The sequence below is a fragment of the Citrobacter sp. wls827 genome (genome assembly GCF_005280875.1).
GTDB lineage: Bacteria > Pseudomonadota > Gammaproteobacteria > Enterobacterales > Enterobacteriaceae > Citrobacter > Citrobacter youngae.
The window spans coordinates 270,602-291,318 of record NZ_SZWR01000019.1 but is presented as its reverse complement, the minus strand read 5'-3'; the positions used below and the strand labels follow the sequence as shown (position 1 = coordinate 291,318).

The window sequence follows — 20,717 nt, the reverse complement described above, 5'->3', positions numbered from 1 at the left end:
ATGAAAAGGGGTTACCGAAAGGTAACCCCTTTTTGCTTTTGAAGCATTAGAATAGACTTGCAATCTTGACCAATCCCCTTATGTAACATTCAAACACTTGCCTACCCCAATCCCAGGCTTTTCTTTTTAGTGCTATACGCTGCAATTTAACTGCACATTGAAAGTCTTTCCATATTGGCGTGGCTGAAGGCATGGCCATGATGTATTCATGACCTGTAAAAGCCTTAACTGAACCCAGGCCAGTCCAGTAGTGTTTGCCTGGGGGCAAGTTCAGATCATCAGCAAATTGATGCGTTGCGCAGAAGGACATTGTCGGTACTAGTGAGACGGTTACCCATAAACGTTATTTCTGGCTAAAAAGCTGACGCGGATAGAGTCATTCATCCACAGTTTTTCTGAATATCTGCCGGGCAGGTACCGAGCTGGATAATCCGTAGCCGAGAAATCGAATCTGATGAGTTTGGTTTTTTATAAAAAATACGCCCTGCTTACCTGTAGGTGCGGCTCATCGCCGCACTCTTAACATATTCACGGATGGCTAATAAATCGGGACAGGCGTTGGCGCAAAAAGCGGTTTTCCTGCCGCAGTTGCGCGTTCTCCTCGAGCAACGTCAGTGCGACGGCAATTCCTGGCCAGTCAAGCGCCAGTTCATGGCGCAGACGCAGTGCGCGTTGCACCACGGTCAGTGCATGGTCATCAAAGGTCTCATCTTCACGGGGTTCGATTACCCCTAAACCGACAATTTCATTCAGTTCTTCTGCAGAAACACCGGTATGCAGACAAAACTCGGTAATGGTAAAGGTAACGGTCACGTTAGCCATTATGCTTTCCCCCACTCTTTGCGCGGATCAAAGGACTTCTGCGCATCCGCCAGCTGTTGCCACAAGGCGGCGCTGTTGTCGTCAGGTTTCGGCGGCATCACGATTTTGATGACCGCGTACAGGTCGCCAGTCTGTTTTTTACCGACCAGACCTTTGCCTTTGATACGTAATCGCTGTCCAGCCTGGCTTCCTGCGGGGATGGTCAGCAAAATACTCTCTTTGAGTGTTGGTACAGTTACTTTTGCGCCCAATGCGGCTTCCCATGGGGCAAGCGGAACGACAACTTCCAGATCCTGATTAACAATATCAAACAGCGGATGCGGCGCGATATGAATCACCAGCCACAAATCACCGTTCGGGCCACCGTTTTCACCAGGGGTTCCCTGACCTTTCAGGCGAATGCGCTGCCCATTGCCGACACCGGCCGGGATCTTAACGTTGAGGGTTTTGGGGATTTCCCGCTCGATCATGCCAAACGCATTGTATACCGGCAGGTTGTAACTGATGGTGCGGCTATGCTCAGCAAGGGTTTCTTCGAGGAAAACGGCGACCTCGATTTCAATATCATGCCCGCGACTGGCGTGGCGCTGCCGTGACTGATGTGCGTGCTGGCCAAAAATTGAAGAGAAGATATCGTCGAAATCTTCAGCGCTGTAGCTTTGACCTTCTCCTTGCTGGAACTGACGATTAAACTGCGGGTCGTTGCGATGCTGCCACAGCTGGTCGTATTCGGCGCGGCGCTGTTCATCGCTCAGTACTTCCCAGGCTTCGGCAACTTCTTTAAAACGAGCTTCAGCGTCGGGTTCTTTGCTGACATCGGGATGGTATTTTCGCGCGAGACGACGGTAGGCGGTCTTGATTGTCTTGAGATCGTCTGTCGGCTTCACGCCCATAATGGCGTAATAATCCTTTAATTCCATAGCGTTCTCTCGTGTAAATCAACACATGAAGAAGGCAATCCCTCTCAAAAGGTATCACCGTTAAGTTTAGGGTAATCCCGATAGGCGCGAATGCCAACCATGAAAAAGGGGGGCGCAGGTCGTAAAAGGGTCACCAGCTAATGCGGTGAGCCTGCTTGTTTATCTACCTGTCATACTCACATTTTCCCTTTTCACCAGACTGTTCGTTGTTGAGCGAAGCATCGCATTTTATCCAGTAATAGAGTGGCTGAAATTAACAAGGGAGAGATACTGAATGATCGCCGTTATTTTTGAAGCAGATGTGCATCCTCAGGCTGGAGAGCGATATCTTCAACTGGCCTCAGAGCTGAAGCTGTTGTTGGCAGAGATCCCTGGGTTTATTTCTATCGAACGATTTCAGAGCATTAATACGCCCGGGAAAATGCTGTCACTTTCATGGTGGGAGGATGAGGATGCAGTGCGCAGGTGGAAATGCAACGTCAGGCATAAGGCCGCACAACAGGAGGGTAAGCAGTTGATTTTTTCATACTACAGAATACGTGTTGCCTCTGTTTTGAAGGATTACGCCTCTGAATAAGGTTCTGCCAGCGTATATGACAGCTGACAGTCAATAATGTCTGCCTGTAGCAACAGGAGCCAGAACAGGCTCTGGCTCCTGTTGGTGGTGCGTCAGTAATATTAACGGCTTATCAAGGTCTGGAAAAAAGAAAACGAACGGTATCAGCGTAGTTCTGGACAAAAGCGTTAACGTTATCTGATTTTAATCCTTTCGGGTTAATCATATATTTACCCTTGATAAAGATAGCCGGTACACCTTTCAGGTCTACCGCTTTAGCCAACTCCTGTTGCTTCGCCGTTAATGATTTTACGGCAAAGCTATTCCAGGCAGCATCATAGTCATTTGCACTGACACCAGCGCGGATAAATACATTGCGAATATCATCTGCTGTTTTAACAGTTTGTTTTTTCTGCACGGCATCAAACAGTAAAGGTTTTACTTTATCTTCCACGTTTAACAGCATAGCGACAGACCACGCGTGCGTCATCTCCGGCCCCAACGGACCTAAGAAATCAACGTGATAGTCAGTAAGTTTGACATCAGTAGGTAATGCTTTTTTCACATTATCAGTGACTTCCAGAACTTCATCGTATTGGTAGCATGAAGGGCAATAAAATGAAAAGAACTTAAGCGCAGCGGGCGCTGACGCAAGTGGCTTTTCAAGTGAAATATATTCCTTGCCATCGGTAAATGTTGCTGCCTGAACGCTCACAGTAAAAATCAGGCCTAGAAGAGGAAGTAAGATTTTTTTCATTTTCATATACTCTAAATAACATTTAACAAACAATTGTTTTGATGATGAACATAATGTTCATGGCGGTAAGTTATAATACAATATTTATCCGAAAATGTGCTGGCCCTTACTTTCATTTACGCAGGCATATCTACTGGCATACTTGTCATTCAATTTCATGGCAGTGGTGAAATACTTGTAGGGACGCTTTGTGAATAGTAAATAATAAACCCCGTGATATTCTTAGCTTTGTTTTATTAGCGTCATTATTTTGCAATAATGAAATTAATTAACAATATTAATTATCATTTCTGGGCAGCGCGCTGGGGCGGAATGAGAATTGACCGGCCTCTGCCGACATAACTTTACAGGGTAAAGGTTGCCAAAACCTCGCCAGTGACTAAGATAACTCGCGTCAATCAGTGAGGGTATAATGGCGAAACGTCAACGGATGGGATGGTGGTTCCTCTGCCTGGCATGTGTTGTGGTGATGGTATGCACCGCGCAGCGCATGGCGGGTCTGCACGCGTTGCAGATGAACACCACGACCACTGCTGTTGTCGCGAGCGCCCAGGCCGATACCGATGAAGCTTCGCCCGTTACGCCTTGTGAGCTTAGCGCAAAATCATTGCTGGCTGCACCGCCAGTATTGTTTGAAGGCGCGATTCTGGTGCTATGTTTGCTGCTGTCGCTGTTGGCACCCGTGCGGGCATTTCGCCTACCTTTTTTCCCTCCGCGCGCTATCTCGCCGCCCACTCTCCGGGTGCATCTCCGATTTTGCGTCTTCCGTGAATGACAGCGCAGCCGTTGCTGACTGTTAGATAATTATTCACGGAGAAAAACTATGATGACTGTTTTCAGGCAGGCACTGCTCTGTCTGTTATTGCTATGGCTGCCCGTATCCTGGGCAGCTGAACCCGGCTGGCTGCGTTCACCCGATAACAATCACGCCAGTGTGCGGTTACGTGCCGATACAGCAGCTGACGGTGAAACCCGTCTGCTGCTCGATGTTAAACTGGAGGATGGCTGGAAAACCTACTGGCGATCGCCGGGTGAGGGAGGCGTTGCGCCTGCTATCGCCTGGAAAGAGGAAATGCCTGCGGTCGACTGGTTCTGGCCAACCCCTGCTCGTTTTGAGGTCGCCAATATCACCACCCAGGGATATCACGATAATGTCACCTTCCCGATGGTAGTACGTGGCACCACGCCAGCCGCTCTTAACGGTGTATTGACCCTATCAACCTGCAGCAATGTCTGCCTGTTAACGGATTTTCCCTTTTCCGTGACGCCGAGCGTCCAGGACCCGTCTTTTGCTCATGACTATGCGCAAGCGATGGGGCAGATACCGCTGGCCAGCGGGCTGACCGATGCGCTTAGTGCCGGGGCGCGAGCCGGAGAGCTGGTGGTTGAGGCTCGTCGTGCGGGGGGCTGGTCTGCGCCAGGCCTGTACCTGGACACCGTTGATGATGCGGATTTTGGTATGCCGCAAATCCGCGTAGAGGGCGAAATACTACGGGCAACGGTTCCGGTTCATGACAGCTGGGGGGAAGGGGCGCCGAATCTTCGTGGTAAACAACTTACACTGGTTCTGGCTGATAACGGCGTTGCACAGGAAAGTCGTCTTACGATTGGCGAAGCCCCGGTTATTGAAAACGCTTCACTCCCGCTGTGGCAAGTGGCGCTTATGGCGTTATTGGGCGGTTTGATTCTCAACCTGATGCCCTGCGTTTTACCGGTTCTGGGCATGAAGCTGGGCTCGATTTTACTGGTTGAGGAGAAAAGCCGTCTTCAGGTTCGCCGCCAGTTTCTGGCATCGGTGGCTGGGATCCTGGTCTCTTTTATGGCTCTCGCGCTGCTGATGACGGTGCTGCGCCTGACCAATCAGGCGCTTGGTTGGGGGATCCAGTTCCAGAGTCCGTGGTTTATCGGCTTTATGATGCTGGTGATGCTGACGTTCAGCGCCAGCCTGTTTGGGCTGTTTGAATTTCGCCTTCCTTCAGCAATGACCACCATACTGGCAACTCGCGGCGGTAACGGCTTGTCAGGGCATTTCTGGCAGGGCGCGTTTGCGACGTTGCTTGCCACGCCGTGCAGTGCGCCGTTCCTGGGGACGGCAGTGGCGGTGGCGTTGACCGCCTCGCTGCCGACGCTATGGGGGCTGTTCCTCGCGCTCGGGCTGGGGATGAGTTTGCCATGGTTGCTGGTGGCACTGCGTCCGGGTCTGGCGCTGCGTCTGCCGCGTCCGGGGCGTTGGATGAATATCTTGCGGCGTCTTCTTGGCGTGATGATGCTTGGCTCGGCTATTTGGCTGGCAACATTGCTGCTCCCGCACCTGGGGTTCGCAAGCCAAAGTACAGCCAAAGAGAGTGTGAACTGGCAACCGCTGAGCGAGCAGGCCATTGAAGATGCACTGGCTCAGCATAAGCGCGTAGTTGTAGATGTGACGGCTGACTGGTGCATTACCTGTAAAGTCAATAAATTCAATGTTCTACAAAAAGAAGATGTCCAGACTGCACTGCAACAACCCGATGTGGTGGCTCTGCGGGGTGACTGGACGCTGCCCTCTGAAGCGATCACCGAATTCCTGAAAAAACGCGGCCAGGTTGCTGTGCCGTTCAACCAAATTTATGGTCCCGGTTTGCCGCAAGGTCAGGCATTGCCGACGTTGTTAACCCGCGATGTGCTGCTGAAGACACTGGCCGATGCCAAAGGAGTGAACCCATGAAAATGATGATTGTCCTGCTGCTAACCCTGTTTTCTGCCGTCAGCGTGGCGAAAGAACCTGCACCGTTTACCCCGGAACAGGAAAAGCAAATTGAAGCATTAATTCAGGAAGCCCTGTTTAACGATCCCAACAGCCCGCGGATTGGCGCAAAGCAGGCAAAACTGACCCTGATAAACTTCACCGATTACAACTGCCCATACTGCAAGCAATTGGATCCGATGCTGGAAAAGATTGTACAGAAATATCCTGATGTGGCGGTGGTGATTAAACCGCTGCCGTTTAAAGGGGAGAGTTCGGTTCTGTCGGCGCGAACTGCGCTGACGACCTGGCGTGAGCATCCGCAGCAGTTTCTGGCGTTACATGAGAAACTGATGCAGAAGAAGGGCTACCACACGGCAGTGAGTATTAAACAGGCACAGGAGAAAGCCGCTGCCAGCCCTGTGACGCTGGATGCACAAAGTGAGGAGACGCTGAGCACCAACCTGCAACTGGCACGTCTGGTCGGTGTGCGAGGCACGCCTGCAACGATTATTGGCGATGAGCTGATCCCGGGTGCAGTACCGTGGGAAACACTGGAAGAGGTGGTCAAAGAAAAGCTGGCGGCCGCAAATGGTCAGTAAACTGCGCCGCTGGCTGCGCGAAGGACTGATCTTACTGGTGTTATTCGCCGGGGCGATGTTGTTGATGGATGCCTGGCGAGCGCCCCAGCTTCCCGTAGCGTTTGACAGTACGCCTTTGCAGACGCTGGATGGTGAAAACGTTACGCTGGCCTCGCTCAGCAAAGAGGAGCCAGTGCTGATCTATTTCTGGGCGAGCTGGTGCGGCGTGTGTCGGTTCACGACACCGGAAGTCGCCAGACTGTACTCAGAAGGCGAGAACGTGATAACCATTGCGCTGCGTTCTGGTAATGAGGCGGAGGTGACGCGCTGGCTGGCGCGTAAAGGCGTAGACTTTCCCGTCATCAACGATGCCGACGGGACCATCTCCCGCAGCTGGGACATCAGCGTCACGCCAACGCTGGTCGTGATGTCGCACGGTCGCGTGGTGTCGACAACCAGCGGCTGGACCAGTTACTGGGGAATGAAGCTACGCCTCTGGTGGGCAAAAAACGTCTGATTCTGATGCCGGGGAAACCCGGCATTTTTTTTACGATAAAAAGGTAAGAAAAACATGTTGTTCTGATATTGGATCCTGAAATTATATACTAATAGTTATATATTTTTGATTTTTTCTGTAGTTGCAAATCCACAAAGGTAATGGCATATCTGATGGTGTTTTAAATATCTTATTTCTCGCAGGGATTAAAGAATAATGCGCAAGGGTAAAGTTATTGTTATATCAATGATGTTTTTTTGTATCCTTATTTTTATTGCTGCTATTGTCTGGTTTATGATGTATCAGGGGGAACTCGCTGAACCTACCGGTGAAGAGAAACATGCCGCTATTCTGCATGCTTCAGGCCTGTTGAAATCAGATGCGCAGGATAAAAAAACAATTAACAATTTGTATCAACGTTATATTTTAGCGCGTAAGGTTAATCTGGATTCCGGTGAATGGGTCGCTGATGACGTCCAGACGCAGGGATGTAAAAAACTCGCTCCGGAACATGATCCCGCGAAGATCCATCAGCGCTGTACGATTGCAGATGTATATCTTGTAAAAGATAAAAGCAATAAAATTCAACAAATTATACTCCCTGTTTTCGGTAAGGGCGCGAAGTCAATGATGTATGCCTTTCTGGCTCTTGACCCAGACGGACGTACGGTTAAAAACCTGTATTACTATCAGCAGCGGGAAACTCCTTTTTTGGGAGCCAGAGTGGAAGATGAGAGTTGGCGTAAGCAATGGCCGGGTAAAAAAGTAGTTGATAATAACAGGATGCCAGCACTAAGAATAACTCAGGAGAAACCACAGAATATCGATGAATATACAGTAGATGGTATTTCTGGTGCGACCCTGACATCGAATGGGGTTGAGAGAAGCATCAACTACTGGACAGGCGAACAGGGTTATGGCCGTTTTTTGCAACGAATTACTCGTGGCCCTGATATAATAGTTCCCTGATCGCTTTTGTTTTAAATAACGTTTATCTTCATACTCATTGCCGGCCTCATTTGCGTCAGTGAGTATGGGGCAACTCAATTCCATATCACCGATAAATTCTCCTGTATTGACGGCATCATTAATAAATCCCGAATGTCTCAATTTCGTATTCATCACATTTTCATGAGATAAATTTACATAACTTGTTACCTATTGACATTTTTATGATCCAGGTCATGTACAACGCAAGCTAAAATCGATAATGATAATAATTATCATTTGTATTTTACAGGATGCGTACCGTGCGTAAGTTCTGTGTTTTCCTGCTGACCACTGTGTGTAGCTTGCTTGTAAGCCTTCATGTATGGGCCGCAACAAACTATGCTCCGTTAATTGAGGATATTGAACAACGTCTTGATAAAACAGCAGAACTTTACTCTCAGCAACAAACTGATGAAGCGCGGCGAACGGTGCAAATGGCGTACTTTGAGGTATTTGAAAACCTTGAAGGTCCTATTCGAATCAACATTTCCGCCAGCAAAAGTTATGAGATGGAAAGCGCTTTTGGTGAGATTCGTCGCATGATTGGCGAAAAAAAATCGCTCTCTGACGTGCAGTCTAAAATCGACTGGCTCAAAGCCTCGCTGCGCGAAGTTGAACCTGTGTTAGATGGCGGACATCGCCTGGTTGCCGAAGAGCAGCACAATGCGTTTTCCAGGACAGATATCGCCGTACACTGGCAAGAAAGTTTTCGCGTTATCGACGATTTGTTGGCTCAGGCAGTAAATAACTATCAGGCCGGGAATTTAAGCGTAGCCAGCCAGAACGTTCAACAAGCGCACTATCAGGGTTTTAAAAACTCAGAGATGGAAATGTCGGTCAGACAGAATCGATCGGCAAAAGACGCTGCTGCGATTAACCAGCAATTTTCTGCGTTGATTGCGCTCACCGCAGAGCCGGATCGCCTTAATGATGTCTCTTATCAGGTCACGACGTTGTTACAGGATATTGAGGATCTTCTGCCTGGTCTGCCTACTACCCGTGACGAACAGCAGGTCACGGCGGTGCAAAACACGGGGAATACGCCCACGGCACAGGATGATATAGTCCGCGCAGACTGGGCTGCCGTCTCGTTGGGTATCCATCAAAGTATTCAGAAAGCGATTGCCCGTTACCAGGAGGGCGATGCGAAGAATGCCATTCTGGATGTGCAAGACAGTTATTTTGACCGCTTTGAAGCTAGCGGTATGGAAAACAAAATCGGTTCTCGCGATTCGGCATTTAAAACCTCGCTGGAGGCTTACTTCACGCGTCTGGTTAGTCTGATGAAAGCGGGTCAGCCAGTGGAAAGACTCAACGCTGAAGCCAGCGCACTGGAGCAGGATTTACAAAAAGCAGTGGTGATGTTGGGGGAAGGAGAAGAAACCCAGTGGAGCCTGCTGCTCTACAGCCTGATGATTATCGTGCGCGAAGGACTGGAGGCCCTGCTTATTGTGGCGGCCATCGTGGCTTATATGGTGAAAAACAATCACCAGGATAAGCTTCCGTTAATTCGCCAGTCGGTGATTGTCGCGTTAATCGCAAGCGTTATTACCGCTGTGATATTCCAACTCCTGTTCACGAATTCCGGCGCCAGCCGAGAACTGCTGGAAGGCGTAACGATGCTGATTGCCGTCGTCATGCTGTTCTTCATGAGCTACTGGTTACTGTCTAAAGTCGAGGCTCGCCACTGGAAAGCATGGCTGGAAGGGAAACTGTCCCACTCACTTTCCCGTGGTTCACTGGTTGGACTGTGGCTTACCAGCTTCCTGGCGGTTTACCGCGAAGGGGCGGAGACCGTGCTGTTTTACTACGCCCTGATCGGGGATGCGAATGATATTTCTGGGCATATGGCGATTGCGGCAGGTTTTGTTATCGGCTGTGTTGTTCTGCTGGTCGCCTGGCTCATCATGCGCTACTCGGTTGTACGCCTGCCTTTGAAGCCGTTCTTTATGTTTACCGGCAGTTTTATGTACCTGATGGCCTTTGTATTTGCGGGCAAAGGGGTTCTGGAACTGGTGGAAGGTAAGCTGTTCCAGCCAACGTTGATTAACGGCTTCCCTGAAATCAGTTGGTTGGGAATTTATCCCTACGTGGAAACGTTATTACCGCAGGCCATATTGCTACTTGCGGCGCTGGTGGCGCTGTGGGTGATGCGGCGGAAAAGCACTGTTCCTGGGGAAACGATAAAAACTAATCTATAGCTGTTATTTGAGACGAGAGGATATGTCTGATGACCATGAAGAAAACCCTGATTGCCAGTGCAGTGATGGCCGGTATTTTCACTGCTCCGGCAGCGTTTGCCTTTAAGGAGTATCCGGCAGGCGAGCCTGTCACCATGAATGAGATGGAACTGGCCGCTGTGTACCTGCAGCCAATCGATATGGAACCGCGTGGCATGGGATTACCGGCAGCAAAAGCCGATATTCACCTTGAGGCGGATATTCATGCCGTGGAAGGCAGTAAAAATGGTTTTGGCGCAGGCGAATGGATCCCTTATCTGACTATCAGTTACACCTTGATTAACAGTGATACGGGTGAAAAACAAGAAGGTACGTTCATGCCGATGGTTGCCAGCGATGGCCCTCATTACGGTGCGAACATCAAAATGATGGGGGTGGGTAACTATAAAGTGACCTATCACATCGAACCGCCGTCAAAAGCAGGTATGCACCGTCATACAGACAGTGAGACCGGCGTTGGTCGCTGGTGGAAACCATTTGATGTGAGTTATGAATTTAAATACGTCGGCCTGAACTAAGCGCTTTTCCATCAGGCTGCTTGATTTGCCATTTTGGACCGGGCAGTGCTCACAATCTTACGTACGAAGTGTACCCACGATTTGTTTTGCGCTGCTCATGTCTTAACTGACCGCGAACTTATCCCCCTGATGGGCAGGCTCTAAATTATCGATGTACCTGGATAGTTACATCATTCAATCCGCCGTACAGAGTCGATGTTATGAGTTATTTTTTTGTCACGACGCTACAGGTTTTTTTCTGCATTGCGCTGCTCTCCGGGGTTCTCTGGAGTCGCATCGATCCCCCTTCATTGCGCCCACTCGTCTGGACCTTACTCACAGGCTTAATCCTTGGCGTGCTGGTGGGACTTACCCTCCGCGGCTCGCAGCCAGTGCAATTGTTGCTGGTTGGCACAGAAGTGATGATTACGCTGCTGTTTGTGTTGAGCTTCTGGTGGGTATCAAAGCGCATTCGCTACCTGTGGCAAGGGATTTTGGTGTTTGGCGCAGCCCGACATTGGGCTTTGGATCCCAATCTCGGCGGATTAACCAGCACCCATGTGCTAAATACCGATCTGCTGTTGAATCTGACGGCAATGCTATTGGCATTTGCGATCCTCTGCCTGGTTGGGGTACTGAGCGCTATGCTGTTGCGTCGTATTCGTGGACTCTACTGGCCGTTGACGCTGATTCTGATGGTCATGATTTGGCTGCCATTAAGCGGTAATTTGTTGCTGCTGTTAATGAAACTGCAGGTGCTACCGCTGGCGAAATCGCTATTGAGTTTTGTGGCCAAAGTGACAAACAACGCGGCGATGTATAACTGGTTGGGGGCCGCCCTATTACTTGCTCTGGCACTGTGCTGGGTACCGGCGTTGTTACGCGCGATGCGCCAGACGCGTAAAGCCGATGAGCCGATTGCTTATCGACTGGCGCTGGCGCATCGTCGAAATGCGTTTCGTCTTTGGCTGGTCACGCTAGGTTGTGCGGTGGTGGTGATCGCCGGGCAACTGTGGTGGGAAAAAGTCGCCTCTCAACCGCCGCAGTTGTCAGAAGCCATTCCGGTACAACTTGCCAGTGATGGCATGGTTCATCTGCCAATAGAACGACTCCGTGATGGCAAGCTGCACCGCTTTGTTTGGGTGGCCGATGATGGTAAAGCGGTACGTTTTTTCGTGATTAACCGCTATCCCGACAAGTTGCGTTTGGGGGTGGTTTTTGATGCCTGTCTACTGTGTGGCGATCAGGGTTACGTGATGGAAGGTAATCAGGTTATCTGCGTGGCATGCGGGGTACACATTTTCATTCCTTCGATTGGTAAACCTGGTGGTTGCAATCCGGTGCCAATTGAAAACTGGCGTAATGATGAGAAAGAGCTGGTGATCCCAGGTAAAGAGCTGGCTGCTGGCGTGAATTACTTCTCGACGGTCATGACCATCAAGGTGACCGACCCGGTTGATGGTTCCACATTGACCAATACTTCTGCTGACTACAAATACAGCTATGGTGGCAAAACCTGGTTTTTCTCGTCCGAGGCCAATTACGATCGCTTCCGTAAAACTCCGGAACAGTTCGTCCCTGCTGAATTGAGGGAGGAGTAACAAAATGCTGTGGAGAATGTTACGACAATCCTGGGGGCGTAATCTCCGACGCAAGGGGCTGGCTATTATGACCGTCTTTCTTGCGTCCAGCCTGATCTCCGCCCTGCTGGCGGTGTCGATTGATATTGGCGATAAAATGTCCAGAGAATTGAAGTCCTATGGTGCCAATATTTTGATTGAACCTGCCGGACAGGCGGCGCTGCCTGCACTTTTCAGTGAAAACAGTAATCCACTATCAGGACAGGATTTCCTTGATGAAGCGGAACTCCCCAACATTAAGGATATTTTCTGGCGCAACAACATTGTCGGCTTTGCCCCTATGCTTGGCGGTGATGTCGACGTTAACGGCAAAGAAGTACGTATTCTCGGCACCTTCTTCAGCCAACCGGTAGATATTCCAGATGAAGAAGGGTTTGAGACGGGGCAAAAAACGGTAAGCCCGTTCTGGCAAGTGACAGGCCATTGGCCGCAAGAGCCTGCTGGTGATGCTCCTCAAACACTGGTAGGGCATGCGTTGGCGCGACAAACGGGCTGGAAGCCAGGCGATCAACTGGTGATCCGTACCAGCAATACAACGTTGAATGTGACCGTCAGCGGCATCCTCTCCAGCGGCGGGGATGAGGATAACCAACTGGTTATGCCGTTGAGCACGGCGCAAACGTTGCTGGATTTACCCGGCAAAGTGCAGGCCATTCGTGTCTCAGCGCTGACGGTGCCGGAAAATGAGTTGTCGCGTCGGGCGCGTGAAAATCTCGATGCACTGAATGCTGAAGAGTACGACCTTTGGTACTGCACGGCCTATGTCTCGTCCATTGCTCATCAACTGGAGGAGGCTATTTCCGGTGCAGAAGTTCGCCCTGTGTGGCAGGTTGCTGCATCTGAGGGGGTTGTAATCGATAAAATTCAGTTGCTGATGGCCGTCGTGACCGTCGCAGCACTGGCAGCTTCGGCTATGGGAATCGCGTCACTGATGACCAGCACCATTATGGAGCGCGCTAAAGAGATCGGCCTGATGAAGGCGCTTGGCGCGCATCAGTGGCAAATCATGCTGTTGTTCTATCTTGAAGCCGCGTCCAGTGGACTGGCCGGTGGGGCATTGGGATGTGTTGCTGGATGGGGAATGGCGAAAGCGATTGGCCTGATGCTATTTGATGCGCCATTAAATTTTGCCTGGATTGTGGTGCCATGTGTATTGGTTATTGCTGTCCTGATTGCCCTGATTGGCACCTGGTTCCCGGCCCGCCGTATTGCCCGCTTGTATCCTGTGGAGGTGCTGTATGGCCGCTAAACGTACCATGCTCTGGTTGCTGGTATGGCGGGCGCTGCGTCTGCGTTTTCAGCGAGTTAGCGTAGTATTTGCCGCATTGATGGTCGGGGCGACCATTGTGACCGCGCTATCTGCGGTGTGGTTCGACATCAATACCAAAATGAGTGAAGAATTGCGGACCTTTGGCGCAAATTTCTACATCGGGCCAGGCCATGGCTCCAGCATGCCGCAGCAAGCGTTGCAGACTATTTTAGATCAGGCACCGCAAGGCCTGGTTCACGGAGCCAGTCCTTGGCTTTACGGTATGGCGCGTACCGAGCTGGAGAAGGTGGTGATTGTCGGCGTGTGGTTTGAATCCTTGCAAAAGCTGGTGCCGTACTGGCAGGTTCAGGGGAGTTGGATTGGTGTTAGCTTTGACGATCGCAATGCGATGATTGGCGTCAAATTGGCTGAGCGTCTTAACGTCCAACCGGGCGATAACATCATCCTGGTGGATCACAATCAGCGCAAAAACTTACAGATAAAAGGCATTGTTGAAGCCGGTGATGCGACAGATAACATGCTAATTGTGAGTCTTGATGTGGCGCAGGCGTGGTTGCATCAGCCCGATAAAATCAGCCATGGGCTGCTGAGTGTCAGTAACGATGTCGGTCAGGTGGAAAACTATGCCAGCCGATTGCAGGCTCAATACCCGGATCTGGAGATCCGTCCTATACGGAAAGTCTCCGCATCAGAAGGACAGGTACTGGATAAAATAAAAGGGTTAATGGGGCTGGTATCGGTTGTGATCCTTGCGCTGTCATCTTTGTGCGTGAATACCACGTTGATGGCCATTGTGGGTGAGCGGGCCAGGGAATTTGCGCTGCAAAAAGCGTTGGGGGCCAGCAACGGTGATATTGTCCGGCAAATTCTCCTTGAAACCTGCATTATCGCGCTGGCTGCAGTGGTTTGTGGGTGGATCTTAGGGTACATGTTGGCCCAACTACTGGGACTGACCGTATTCAATGCCGCAATAGCGCTACGCTGGCCAGTGCTGCCCATCACCCTGACATTATCTTTACTGGTCGCCATTCTGGCGGCGATTGTTCCGGTCCGTCGCGCGGTTAGCGTCGAACCCGCAAAAGTGTTGAAAGGAGAGTAACGCAATGTCCGTTGTGCAGACCCCGTCAATGGCGATTGAAACCCGCCATTTATATAAACGGTTCGGCGATGTTACCGCCTTAGATGACATTAACCTGCAAATAGTGCAGGGGGAGTTTGTCTCGATTATGGGCGCTTCTGGTTCGGGTAAAACGACACTGATGAATATTCTGACCTGCCTGGACACCGCGACAGAAGGTCAGGTGTTTTTAGATGGGATTGATGCTGCCGCACTGGATGAAGAGGGGCGTCGCCGTTTTCGCGCTGAGAAAATAGGGTTGGTATTCCAGCAGTTTCATCTGATCCCGTTTTTAACCGCGCTGGAGAATATCATGCTGGCGCAACACTACCATAGCGTGGTAGATGAAGCGGCGGCCAGGAAGGTTCTGGAACAAGTCGGTCTTGGGCATCGAGTGACGCACCTGCCGAGTCAACTTTCTGGGGGAGAGCAGCAACGGGTGTGCATTGCCCGGGCGCTGGTCAATGAGCCGCCGGTGATTTTTGCCGATGAACCTACGGGTAACCTTGATGAAGAGAATGAACAGCGGGTGTTGGATCTACTCACTGACCTGCATCGGCAGGGGCGCACGATTGTGATGGTGACGCATAATCCGGCGCTTGGGTTATTTGCCGATCGTATTATCCGTTTGCAGCATGGCAAATATCAGGGTGAGGAGGCGAATCAACATGCGCTGGATTAACATATTAACTTTCGCCATTTTGGTTCTGATTAGTGGGTGTAAAGAAGAGAAGTTGGTGGTTGGGCAGCAAGCCCCGGCGCTGGCAACATTCGACCTGCAGGGGGGAGAAGCAGGGCTTGAACGCTGGCGTGGAAAGGCTGTTTATCTAAACTTTTGGTCGGCGGGATGCGGTGGCTGTCTTGCCGAAATGGACGCGCTGGAAGCGCTAAGTAAAAAGTGGGGCGATAACGTTGTGGTCGTGGCCGTGAATACCGATCCGGCGACGGTTAACATAGATAACTTACTGGCGAAACATCAGGTTTCTTACCCGGTACTCCGCGATCAGCTTAAGATTTCCCAGGAGCGCTATCAGGTCATCGGTACGCCAACCTCTGTGTTAATTGACAGGGACGGTCGTGTACTGGAATTACACCAGGGGATGCGGAAACCGCCTGAGTTAGATGCAACGTTTGCGCGACTGGCCGCCCGATGAACGCGATACAAAGAGAAACACTATATGGCATTCAGGTGGAATAAAGAGAGTCTGGCCGTCCTGCGTGAAAACGCAGGCGTTCTCACGACGGAGCAGATTGCGGGGATGCTTCGCACTAATATTACGGTTGTGCGCAATATGGCGTATCGACTGAAACTGAGCCTGCGGGTATCAGCCTACAATCAAAAACGTATTGAGCAGGTACAAACTCTCTATACGTCTTCTGAACCACTAAATCTGAAAGAGATTGCTGCAAAAACTGGACTGACATTCAGTACGGTGCAATACATTGTATATGTGAAATTAAAAAGTAAACCATATACCAAACGGGAATATGTTTCCTTTGAAACTGATGATGCGGTTCATTATCGGATACAACGAGAGTTCATTGATACTGAGCGTTCCCTTTTACACAACATCCCAGATAACACATGCTTTCATCAATTGTATCTGACAGACGGAACCTTATATTGTGCACGTAATATCCGCAGCGAAGTGATTATCTGCGAATAATTGGATGGCATATTTCGTCACCCGACGAAGCAAGTATTCATAGTTGCGTTTAACCTGGCTTATCTTTTTTTGTGGGAAAATAAAGAATGGCCAATGTATACGCATTTGAACCCTCCCTGGTGATGATGATTACCGTCACGTTTGTCCTCGCCGGGATGGTGAAAGGTGTCACCGGTATGGGTTTGCCCACGGTGGCGATGGGGATCCTCGGATCGCTTATTTCTCCGGTCGCGGCGGCGGCGATGTTGCTGTTACCCTCTCTAATTAGCAATCTGTTTCAGTTTGGCGGTGGTGGTAACACTGGCCGATTGCTGCAACGATTGTGGCCTATGCTGCTGGCGGTGGTGATTGCCACTTTGCTTGCCAGTGTCTGGATCACCGGGGGCGACACAACCCGGACCCAGTTTGCGCTGGGTATGGCACTGGTTGCTTATGCTATCTGGACGCTGGCGGGAAAGAAAATTACCGTGGATCCGCAGCGTGAAAAACCCTTTTCCCTTGTCATTGGATTCGTGACCGGTTTATTGACGGGGGGAACGGGGGTATTTGTCATGCCCGCCGTGCCATGGATCCAGTCTTTGGGCTTTGAAAAGGATGAACTGGTACAGGCGCTTGGGATCTCTTTTACGTTTTCGACACTGGCGTTAGCACTGGGCTTGTGGTGGCACAACGCGCTGCCCGTACAATCCCTAAGTTTGTCGGCTTTGGCCATTGTTCCTGCACTTATTGGCCAGTGGATAGGAACCCGTGTGCGAAGAGTTATTTCTCCGCTCGTGTTTAAACGCTGTTTTCTGTTTTGTCTGATCGGGCTTGGCGTAGAGATGATGCTGCGAGCGGCGTGACCTGTGCAGTGACTTTAGGGCGCTCTCATGGCATCGTTCATTCAGCTATTTAGGGTCAAAGGGGGCGTTATGGCATCAGTGGTGTTAAATGAAGAAGAGGACGATCTGGAGTCGAGAATGGCGCTTACTGCGGCGGCAATGGCCGATAAGTCGCGCTCGCGTATGCTGTGCGCCCTGATGGATGGGCGCGCCTGGACTGCAACCGAACTTAGCGCTGTGGCGGATGTGTCTGCGTCGACCGCCAGCGCGCATCTGGCGCGTCTGTGCGAACAACGCTTTGTTGTGGCGCTTGCGCAGGGCAGGCATCGTTATTTTCGCCTTGCGAGTCACGATATCGCCGAACTGCTGGAGCGCCTGATGGGCGTGGCGTGGAGCACATCCGTACCACGAAAAATTACTACGCCGCTAAGCTTGCGGCATGCCCGAACTTGCTACGATCATCTGGCTGGAGAGGTGGCGGTAAGGCTGTTCGATACGCTGGTTTCCCGCCAGTGGTTAACGCCGGATGGCGAAACGCTGACGTTACTTGGACAGGAAAAGCTGGCGCTGATGGGGATTGTCCTCACTGCTGGCTCATCCCGGCGGAAATTAACCTGTGGTTGTCTGGACTGGAGCGAACGACGTTATCATCCCGGCGGCGTGCTTGGCGCATCGCTGCTGCGCTGGTTGATTGAAAAGCAATGGATAAAAACGCAGACAGGCAGCCGCCACGTTACCTTTACCCCACTTGGTGTGCGCAAACTTCAGACGGAGTTTGGCATCCAAACGACACGGTAGATGCCCCATTTTTGCGAAAGCGTTCCCGGAAAAATGTCATATATCTGTCACACTCTGTGGTGATTGATAACAACAAGAGGTCGTAGGGATGAATAAATCGTTAATCGCCGCCGCTGTGGCAGGGGCTGTATTACTGTCCACCGCCGCGCAGGCGCAGACCGCGCCGGAAGGCTATCAGCTTCAACAAGTATTGATGATGAGTCGGCATAACTTACGTGCACCTTTAGCCAATAATGGCAGCGTTCTTGAACAGTCCACCCCCAAACAATGGCCAGAATGGGATGTCCCCGGCGGACAACTCACCACCAAAGGCGGTGTGCTGGAAATCTATATGGGTCACTATATGCGAGAGTGGCTGGCAGAGCAGGGGATGGTGAAATCGGGCGAATGTCCGGCACCGGATACGGTTTATACCTATGCTAACAGCCTGCAGCGCACTGTTGCTACGGCGCAGTTTTTTGTCACGGGGGCTTTCCCGGGGTGTGACGTTCCGGTCCACCATCAGGAAAAAATGGGTACCATGGATCCCACCTTTAACCCGGTGATCACCGATGATTCTGCGGCATTTAGTCAGCAGGCCGTTCAGGCGATGGAGAAAGAGCGTAGCAAAATGCAGCTCAAAGACAGCTATCAGTTGCTTGAGCAAATGACAAACTACAAAGACTCGCCGTCCTGTAAAGAAAAACAGCAATGTTCTCTGACTGATGCGAAAGACACATTCAGTGCTAAGTATCAGCAGGAGCCAGGTGTGTCGGGGCCGCTGAAGGTGGGGAATTCGCTGGTTGATGCCTTCACCTTGCAATATTACGAAGGCTTCCCGATGGACAAGGTTGCCTGGGGCGAGATTAAATCCGATCAACAATGGAAGGTGCTGTCGAAGCTGAAAAACGGCTATCAGGACAGTCTGTTCACCTCCCCGGAAGTGGCGCAGAACGTCGCCAAACCGCTGGTGAAATATATTGATAATGCGCTGGTTACTGAACGCGCGAAAGCACCGAAAATAACTGTGCTGGTGGGACATGACTCAAACATCGCATCGCTGCTCACCGCGCTGGATTTCAAACCATACCAGCTTCACGATCAGAACGAGCGTACGCCGATTGGCGGGAAGATTGTCTTCCAGCGCTGGCATGACAGCAACGCAAATCGTGATCTGATGAAAATCGAGTATGTGTATCAGAGCTCGCAGCAGTTGCGTAATGCAGACGTTCTGACGCTGAAATCCCCGGCGCAGCGCGTAACGCTGGAGCTGAAAGGTTGCCCGATAGATGCGGATGGTTTTTGCCCGATAGATAAGTTCGACAGCGTGCTGAATGAGGCGGCGAAGTAAAAGAAAAACTCCCCCGTGTTCGCGGGGGAGTCTGAGCGCTAGACGTTTTTACGTTCGATAGTCTGTTCACCCCAAAAGAGCGAATCTTTGTCTGTTTTTTCAAAGGCTTTGATGAGTACCTCGTCGCTACCTTCTTCCCAAATTTTTTCCGCCAGTTTTTCGTCATAATTCGCGACTTCAAAAATGGCTTCGGCTATTTCCGGCGATGTATTGCGCAGACTTGCCCATTCACCAACGTGATGAGCTTTCGCTTCTTGAGTTGGCATTCGAATCCTCCTGTTGAAGATTAGCCGTTGAGTTTTACTGCCAGACCCGCGACATATTCACCCTGATAGCGGGCGATAGATAACTCTTCCTGACTTGGCTGACGAGAGCCGTCGCCTCCGGCGATGGTCGTTGCGCCGTAAGGTGTGCCTCCACGAACTTGTGAGACATCAAACAGTTCTTGCGCCGCATAACCGATGGGTACAATCACCATCCCATGGTGGGCAAGTGTTGTCCAGGTTGATGTAATGGTTTGTTCCTGACCGCCGCCAGTGCCTGTTGAGCTGAATACGCTGGCGAGTTTGCCGTAAAGGCCGCCAGAAGCCCACAGTCCGCCAGTCTGGTCGAGGAAGGTGCGCATCTGGCCGGACATATTGCCAAAGCGTGTCGGGGTACCAAAAATAATGGCGTCGTAATCAGCCAGTTCTTGCGGGGTGGCGACTGGTGCGTTTTGGGTTTTGCCGCCAGCCTTGAGGAAAATCTCAGGCTGCATGGTCTCTGGTACGCGCTTAATAATCACTTCCGCGCCATCTACCTTATTTGCGCCTTCTGCGACTGCATGGGCCATAGTTTCAATGTGTCCGTACATGGAATAATAAAGCACCAGAACTTTTGCCATTTTACACTACTCCTCGAGTTAACTGTGTCCGTAGCGATTCGCTACCTCCCTTTAAAGATATGACGTACGGCCAGGAGTGCAAATTTCACAATCACTTCTTTGATTTATAACAATTTTTATAACAACTGTTTTTGTTGCAAAATGATACATTTTTAACCGAGCGGAATTTGGTAGCCATAAGAAAGACTTATTGATTTCATGCCGCGATTATTAACATCTGGCGGCCATTCCTGTTGCAGAATATTACAGTTCGCCGGTTATCCGGTTACTCTTCACTATGCTTAATCCCACGCAGTAAAAATCAGGGCACGGCCCTTGCGCTGCGTGAGGTATCACTCCTCAGTACCTATGCAATATGATGGCTAATCAATGACGGAGGTCAGTAATGGCAAACCATCGGGGCGGTTCCGGCAACTTTGCGGAAGACCGCGAAAGAGCATCAGAAGCAGGTCGAAAAGGTGGCCAGCACAGCGGGGGCAACTTCAAGAATGACCCGCAACGCGCTTCAGAAGCAGGAAAAAAAGGGGGCAAGAATAGTCACGGCAATAACAAATCGTAATTGTCGGGCTGTCTGTTAGAGATATCGTGACGGCTGAGTGTTCAGAGACTG

The 20,717-nt window shown here is 50.8% G+C and carries 23 protein-coding genes and 1 tRNA gene (1 of these 24 cut by a window edge); 19 read left to right on the top strand and 5 right to left on the bottom strand.

Translation table 11 applies throughout. From position 1 onward, the window contains the following. Positions 1 to 41 (top strand) — tRNA-Ser (locus FDX03_RS22850) (it extends 131 nt beyond the left edge of the window). A gap of 487 nt (positions 42 to 528) precedes the next feature. On the opposite strand, the gene cbpM is transcribed toward FDX03_RS22850, so the two are convergent. Next, positions 529 to 822, bottom strand: coding sequence for a chaperone modulator CbpM (gene cbpM / locus FDX03_RS16685; RefSeq protein WP_048212100.1), 294 nt, complete (start codon positions 820 to 822; stop codon positions 529 to 531). Continuing rightward, positions 822 to 1,742 (bottom strand): curved DNA-binding protein, encoded by a 921-nt coding sequence (gene cbpA, locus FDX03_RS16680; protein WP_048212099.1) that lies wholly within the window; start codon positions 1,740 to 1,742, stop codon positions 822 to 824. The genes cbpM and cbpA overlap by 1 nt, the downstream gene beginning before the upstream one ends. A gap of 274 nt (positions 1,743 to 2,016) precedes the next feature. Here cbpA and FDX03_RS16675 point away from each other — a divergent pair, with 274 nt between their 5' ends. Beyond that, positions 2,017 to 2,319 carry an antibiotic biosynthesis monooxygenase gene (locus FDX03_RS16675; RefSeq protein ID WP_137346268.1) on the top strand — a complete coding sequence of 101 codons (303 nt, stop codon included), beginning with the start codon at positions 2,017 to 2,019 and terminating at the stop codon, positions 2,317 to 2,319. A 112-nt stretch (positions 2,320 to 2,431) separates the two neighbouring features. On the opposite strand, the gene dsbA is transcribed toward FDX03_RS16675, so the two are convergent. Further along, positions 2,432 to 3,055 carry a thiol:disulfide interchange protein DsbA gene (gene dsbA, locus FDX03_RS16670; protein ID WP_137346267.1) on the bottom strand — a complete coding sequence of 208 codons (624 nt, stop codon included), beginning with the start codon at positions 3,053 to 3,055 and terminating at the stop codon, positions 2,432 to 2,434. Positions 3,056 to 3,467: 412 nt separating this feature from the next. Between dsbA and FDX03_RS16665 the strand changes: the two genes are divergently transcribed. The 16 genes from FDX03_RS16665 (at position 3,468) to agp (ending at position 19,224) form a co-directional block, all read left to right on the top strand. Continuing rightward, positions 3,468 to 3,830, top strand: a complete 363-nt coding sequence (locus tag FDX03_RS16665; protein WP_048212096.1) for a hypothetical protein — start codon at positions 3,468 to 3,470, stop codon at positions 3,828 to 3,830. A gap of 48 nt (positions 3,831 to 3,878) precedes the next feature. Next, positions 3,879 to 5,759, top strand: coding sequence for a protein-disulfide reductase DsbD domain-containing protein (locus FDX03_RS16660; RefSeq protein WP_137346266.1), 1,881 nt, complete (start codon positions 3,879 to 3,881; stop codon positions 5,757 to 5,759). Continuing rightward, a complete protein-coding gene (locus FDX03_RS16655) occupies positions 5,756 to 6,379 on the top strand; it encodes a DsbA family protein (protein ID WP_061067645.1) in 624 nt (207 codons plus the stop codon). Before FDX03_RS16660 ends, FDX03_RS16655 begins: the two co-directional genes overlap by 4 nt. Beyond that, positions 6,369 to 6,875, top strand: a complete 507-nt coding sequence (locus FDX03_RS16650) for a protein disulfide oxidoreductase (protein WP_101741511.1) — start codon at positions 6,369 to 6,371, stop codon at positions 6,873 to 6,875. The genes FDX03_RS16655 and FDX03_RS16650 overlap by 11 nt, the downstream gene beginning before the upstream one ends. A 195-nt stretch (positions 6,876 to 7,070) precedes the next feature. Further along, complete coding sequence (gene nqrC / locus FDX03_RS16645; protein ID WP_124021563.1) at positions 7,071 to 7,823, top strand: NADH:ubiquinone reductase (Na(+)-transporting) subunit C; 753 nt, start codon at positions 7,071 to 7,073, stop codon at positions 7,821 to 7,823. Positions 7,824 to 8,095: 272 nt separating this feature from the next. Beyond that, a complete protein-coding gene (locus tag FDX03_RS16640) occupies positions 8,096 to 10,045 on the top strand; it encodes an FTR1 family protein (RefSeq protein ID WP_170973106.1) in 1,950 nt (649 codons plus the stop codon). A 29-nt stretch (positions 10,046 to 10,074) separates the two neighbouring features. Further along, positions 10,075 to 10,602 carry an iron transporter gene (locus FDX03_RS16635; protein ID WP_003035987.1) on the top strand — a complete coding sequence of 176 codons (528 nt, stop codon included), beginning with the start codon at positions 10,075 to 10,077 and terminating at the stop codon, positions 10,600 to 10,602. Positions 10,603 to 10,802: 200 nt separating this feature from the next. Next, a complete protein-coding gene (locus FDX03_RS16630; protein WP_137346264.1) occupies positions 10,803 to 12,182 on the top strand; it encodes a Fe-S-containing protein in 1,380 nt (459 codons plus the stop codon). Between the two features lie 4 nt (positions 12,183 to 12,186). Then, positions 12,187 to 13,470: an ABC transporter permease gene (locus FDX03_RS16625; protein WP_137346263.1), complete on the top strand. Its 1,284-nt coding sequence runs from the start codon at positions 12,187 to 12,189 to the stop codon at positions 13,468 to 13,470. Then, on the top strand, positions 13,460 to 14,590 hold the full coding sequence (locus FDX03_RS16620; protein WP_061067650.1) for an FtsX-like permease family protein: 1,131 nt from the start codon (positions 13,460 to 13,462) through the stop codon (positions 14,588 to 14,590). The genes FDX03_RS16625 and FDX03_RS16620 overlap by 11 nt, the downstream gene beginning before the upstream one ends. A gap of 4 nt (positions 14,591 to 14,594) precedes the next feature. After that, positions 14,595 to 15,290: an ABC transporter ATP-binding protein gene (locus tag FDX03_RS16615; RefSeq protein WP_137346262.1), complete on the top strand. Its 696-nt coding sequence runs from the start codon at positions 14,595 to 14,597 to the stop codon at positions 15,288 to 15,290. Continuing rightward, the gene (locus tag FDX03_RS16610; protein ID WP_137346261.1) at positions 15,277 to 15,762 is read left to right on the top strand and encodes a TlpA disulfide reductase family protein; all 486 of its coding nucleotides are present in this window, start codon (positions 15,277 to 15,279) and stop codon (positions 15,760 to 15,762) included. The genes FDX03_RS16615 and FDX03_RS16610 overlap by 14 nt, the downstream gene beginning before the upstream one ends. Before the next feature lie 24 nt (positions 15,763 to 15,786). Further along, on the top strand, positions 15,787 to 16,275 hold the full coding sequence (locus FDX03_RS16605) for a hypothetical protein (RefSeq protein ID WP_061067652.1): 489 nt from the start codon (positions 15,787 to 15,789) through the stop codon (positions 16,273 to 16,275). A gap of 86 nt (positions 16,276 to 16,361) precedes the next feature. Then, a complete protein-coding gene (locus FDX03_RS16600) occupies positions 16,362 to 17,117 on the top strand; it encodes a sulfite exporter TauE/SafE family protein (protein WP_101741507.1) in 756 nt (251 codons plus the stop codon). A 69-nt stretch (positions 17,118 to 17,186) separates the two neighbouring features. Then, the gene (locus tag FDX03_RS16595) at positions 17,187 to 17,894 is read left to right on the top strand and encodes a winged helix-turn-helix domain-containing protein (protein ID WP_115602274.1); all 708 of its coding nucleotides are present in this window, start codon (positions 17,187 to 17,189) and stop codon (positions 17,892 to 17,894) included. Positions 17,895 to 17,982: 88 nt separating this feature from the next. Next, positions 17,983 to 19,224 (top strand): bifunctional glucose-1-phosphatase/inositol phosphatase, encoded by a 1,242-nt coding sequence (gene agp / locus FDX03_RS16590; protein WP_137346260.1) that lies wholly within the window; start codon positions 17,983 to 17,985, stop codon positions 19,222 to 19,224. Positions 19,225 to 19,262: 38 nt separating this feature from the next. Here the strand turns inward: agp and FDX03_RS16585 are convergent, their stop codons facing one another. Both FDX03_RS16585 and wrbA read right to left on the bottom strand, forming a co-directional pair. Continuing rightward, on the bottom strand, positions 19,263 to 19,490 hold the full coding sequence (locus FDX03_RS16585) for a YccJ family protein (RefSeq protein ID WP_061067654.1): 228 nt from the start codon (positions 19,488 to 19,490) through the stop codon (positions 19,263 to 19,265). 20 nt (positions 19,491 to 19,510) lie between these two features. Continuing rightward, positions 19,511 to 20,107, bottom strand: coding sequence for an NAD(P)H:quinone oxidoreductase (wrbA, locus tag FDX03_RS16580; protein ID WP_003832057.1), 597 nt, complete (start codon positions 20,105 to 20,107; stop codon positions 19,511 to 19,513). A 385-nt stretch (positions 20,108 to 20,492) separates the two neighbouring features. On the opposite strand from wrbA, the gene FDX03_RS16575 reads away from it, so the two are divergent. Then, complete coding sequence (locus tag FDX03_RS16575; protein WP_003036022.1) at positions 20,493 to 20,666, top strand: general stress protein; 174 nt, start codon at positions 20,493 to 20,495, stop codon at positions 20,664 to 20,666. The last annotated feature ends 51 nt before the right edge of the window (positions 20,667 to 20,717 follow it).

Coding starts and splice junctions, on each gene's coding strand:
- FDX03_RS16625 (WP_137346263.1), top strand. CDS start 12,187: ATGCTGTGGAGAATGTTACGACAATCCTGGGGGCGTAATCTCCGACGC.
- FDX03_RS16615 (WP_137346262.1), top strand. CDS start 14,595: ATGTCCGTTGTGCAGACCCCGTCAATGGCGATTGAAACCCGCCATTTA.
- FDX03_RS16650 (WP_101741511.1), top strand. CDS start 6,369: ATGGTCAGTAAACTGCGCCGCTGGCTGCGCGAAGGACTGATCTTACTG.
- dsbA (WP_137346267.1), bottom strand. CDS start 3,055: ATGAAAAAAATCTTACTTCCTCTTCTAGGCCTGATTTTTACTGTGAGC.
- FDX03_RS16665 (WP_048212096.1), top strand. CDS start 3,468: ATGGCGAAACGTCAACGGATGGGATGGTGGTTCCTCTGCCTGGCATGT.
- FDX03_RS16655 (WP_061067645.1), top strand. CDS start 5,756: ATGAAAATGATGATTGTCCTGCTGCTAACCCTGTTTTCTGCCGTCAGC.
- FDX03_RS16595 (WP_115602274.1), top strand. CDS start 17,187: ATGGCATCAGTGGTGTTAAATGAAGAAGAGGACGATCTGGAGTCGAGA.
- FDX03_RS16620 (WP_061067650.1), top strand. CDS start 13,460: ATGGCCGCTAAACGTACCATGCTCTGGTTGCTGGTATGGCGGGCGCTG.
- FDX03_RS16635 (WP_003035987.1), top strand. CDS start 10,075: ATGACCATGAAGAAAACCCTGATTGCCAGTGCAGTGATGGCCGGTATT.
- nqrC (WP_124021563.1), top strand. CDS start 7,071: ATGCGCAAGGGTAAAGTTATTGTTATATCAATGATGTTTTTTTGTATC.
- FDX03_RS16640 (WP_170973106.1), top strand. CDS start 8,096: ATGCGTACCGTGCGTAAGTTCTGTGTTTTCCTGCTGACCACTGTGTGT.
- FDX03_RS16610 (WP_137346261.1), top strand. CDS start 15,277: ATGCGCTGGATTAACATATTAACTTTCGCCATTTTGGTTCTGATTAGT.
- FDX03_RS16660 (WP_137346266.1), top strand. CDS start 3,879: ATGATGACTGTTTTCAGGCAGGCACTGCTCTGTCTGTTATTGCTATGG.
- cbpM (WP_048212100.1), bottom strand. CDS start 822: ATGGCTAACGTGACCGTTACCTTTACCATTACCGAGTTTTGTCTGCAT.
- cbpA (WP_048212099.1), bottom strand. CDS start 1,742: ATGGAATTAAAGGATTATTACGCCATTATGGGCGTGAAGCCGACAGAC.
- wrbA (WP_003832057.1), bottom strand. CDS start 20,107: ATGGCAAAAGTTCTGGTGCTTTATTATTCCATGTACGGACACATTGAA.
- FDX03_RS16585 (WP_061067654.1), bottom strand. CDS start 19,490: ATGCCAACTCAAGAAGCGAAAGCTCATCACGTTGGTGAATGGGCAAGT.
- agp (WP_137346260.1), top strand. CDS start 17,983: ATGAATAAATCGTTAATCGCCGCCGCTGTGGCAGGGGCTGTATTACTG.
- FDX03_RS16575 (WP_003036022.1), top strand. CDS start 20,493: ATGGCAAACCATCGGGGCGGTTCCGGCAACTTTGCGGAAGACCGCGAA.
- FDX03_RS16675 (WP_137346268.1), top strand. CDS start 2,017: ATGATCGCCGTTATTTTTGAAGCAGATGTGCATCCTCAGGCTGGAGAG.
- FDX03_RS16605 (WP_061067652.1), top strand. CDS start 15,787: ATGGCATTCAGGTGGAATAAAGAGAGTCTGGCCGTCCTGCGTGAAAAC.
- FDX03_RS16600 (WP_101741507.1), top strand. CDS start 16,362: ATGGCCAATGTATACGCATTTGAACCCTCCCTGGTGATGATGATTACC.
- FDX03_RS16630 (WP_137346264.1), top strand. CDS start 10,803: ATGAGTTATTTTTTTGTCACGACGCTACAGGTTTTTTTCTGCATTGCG.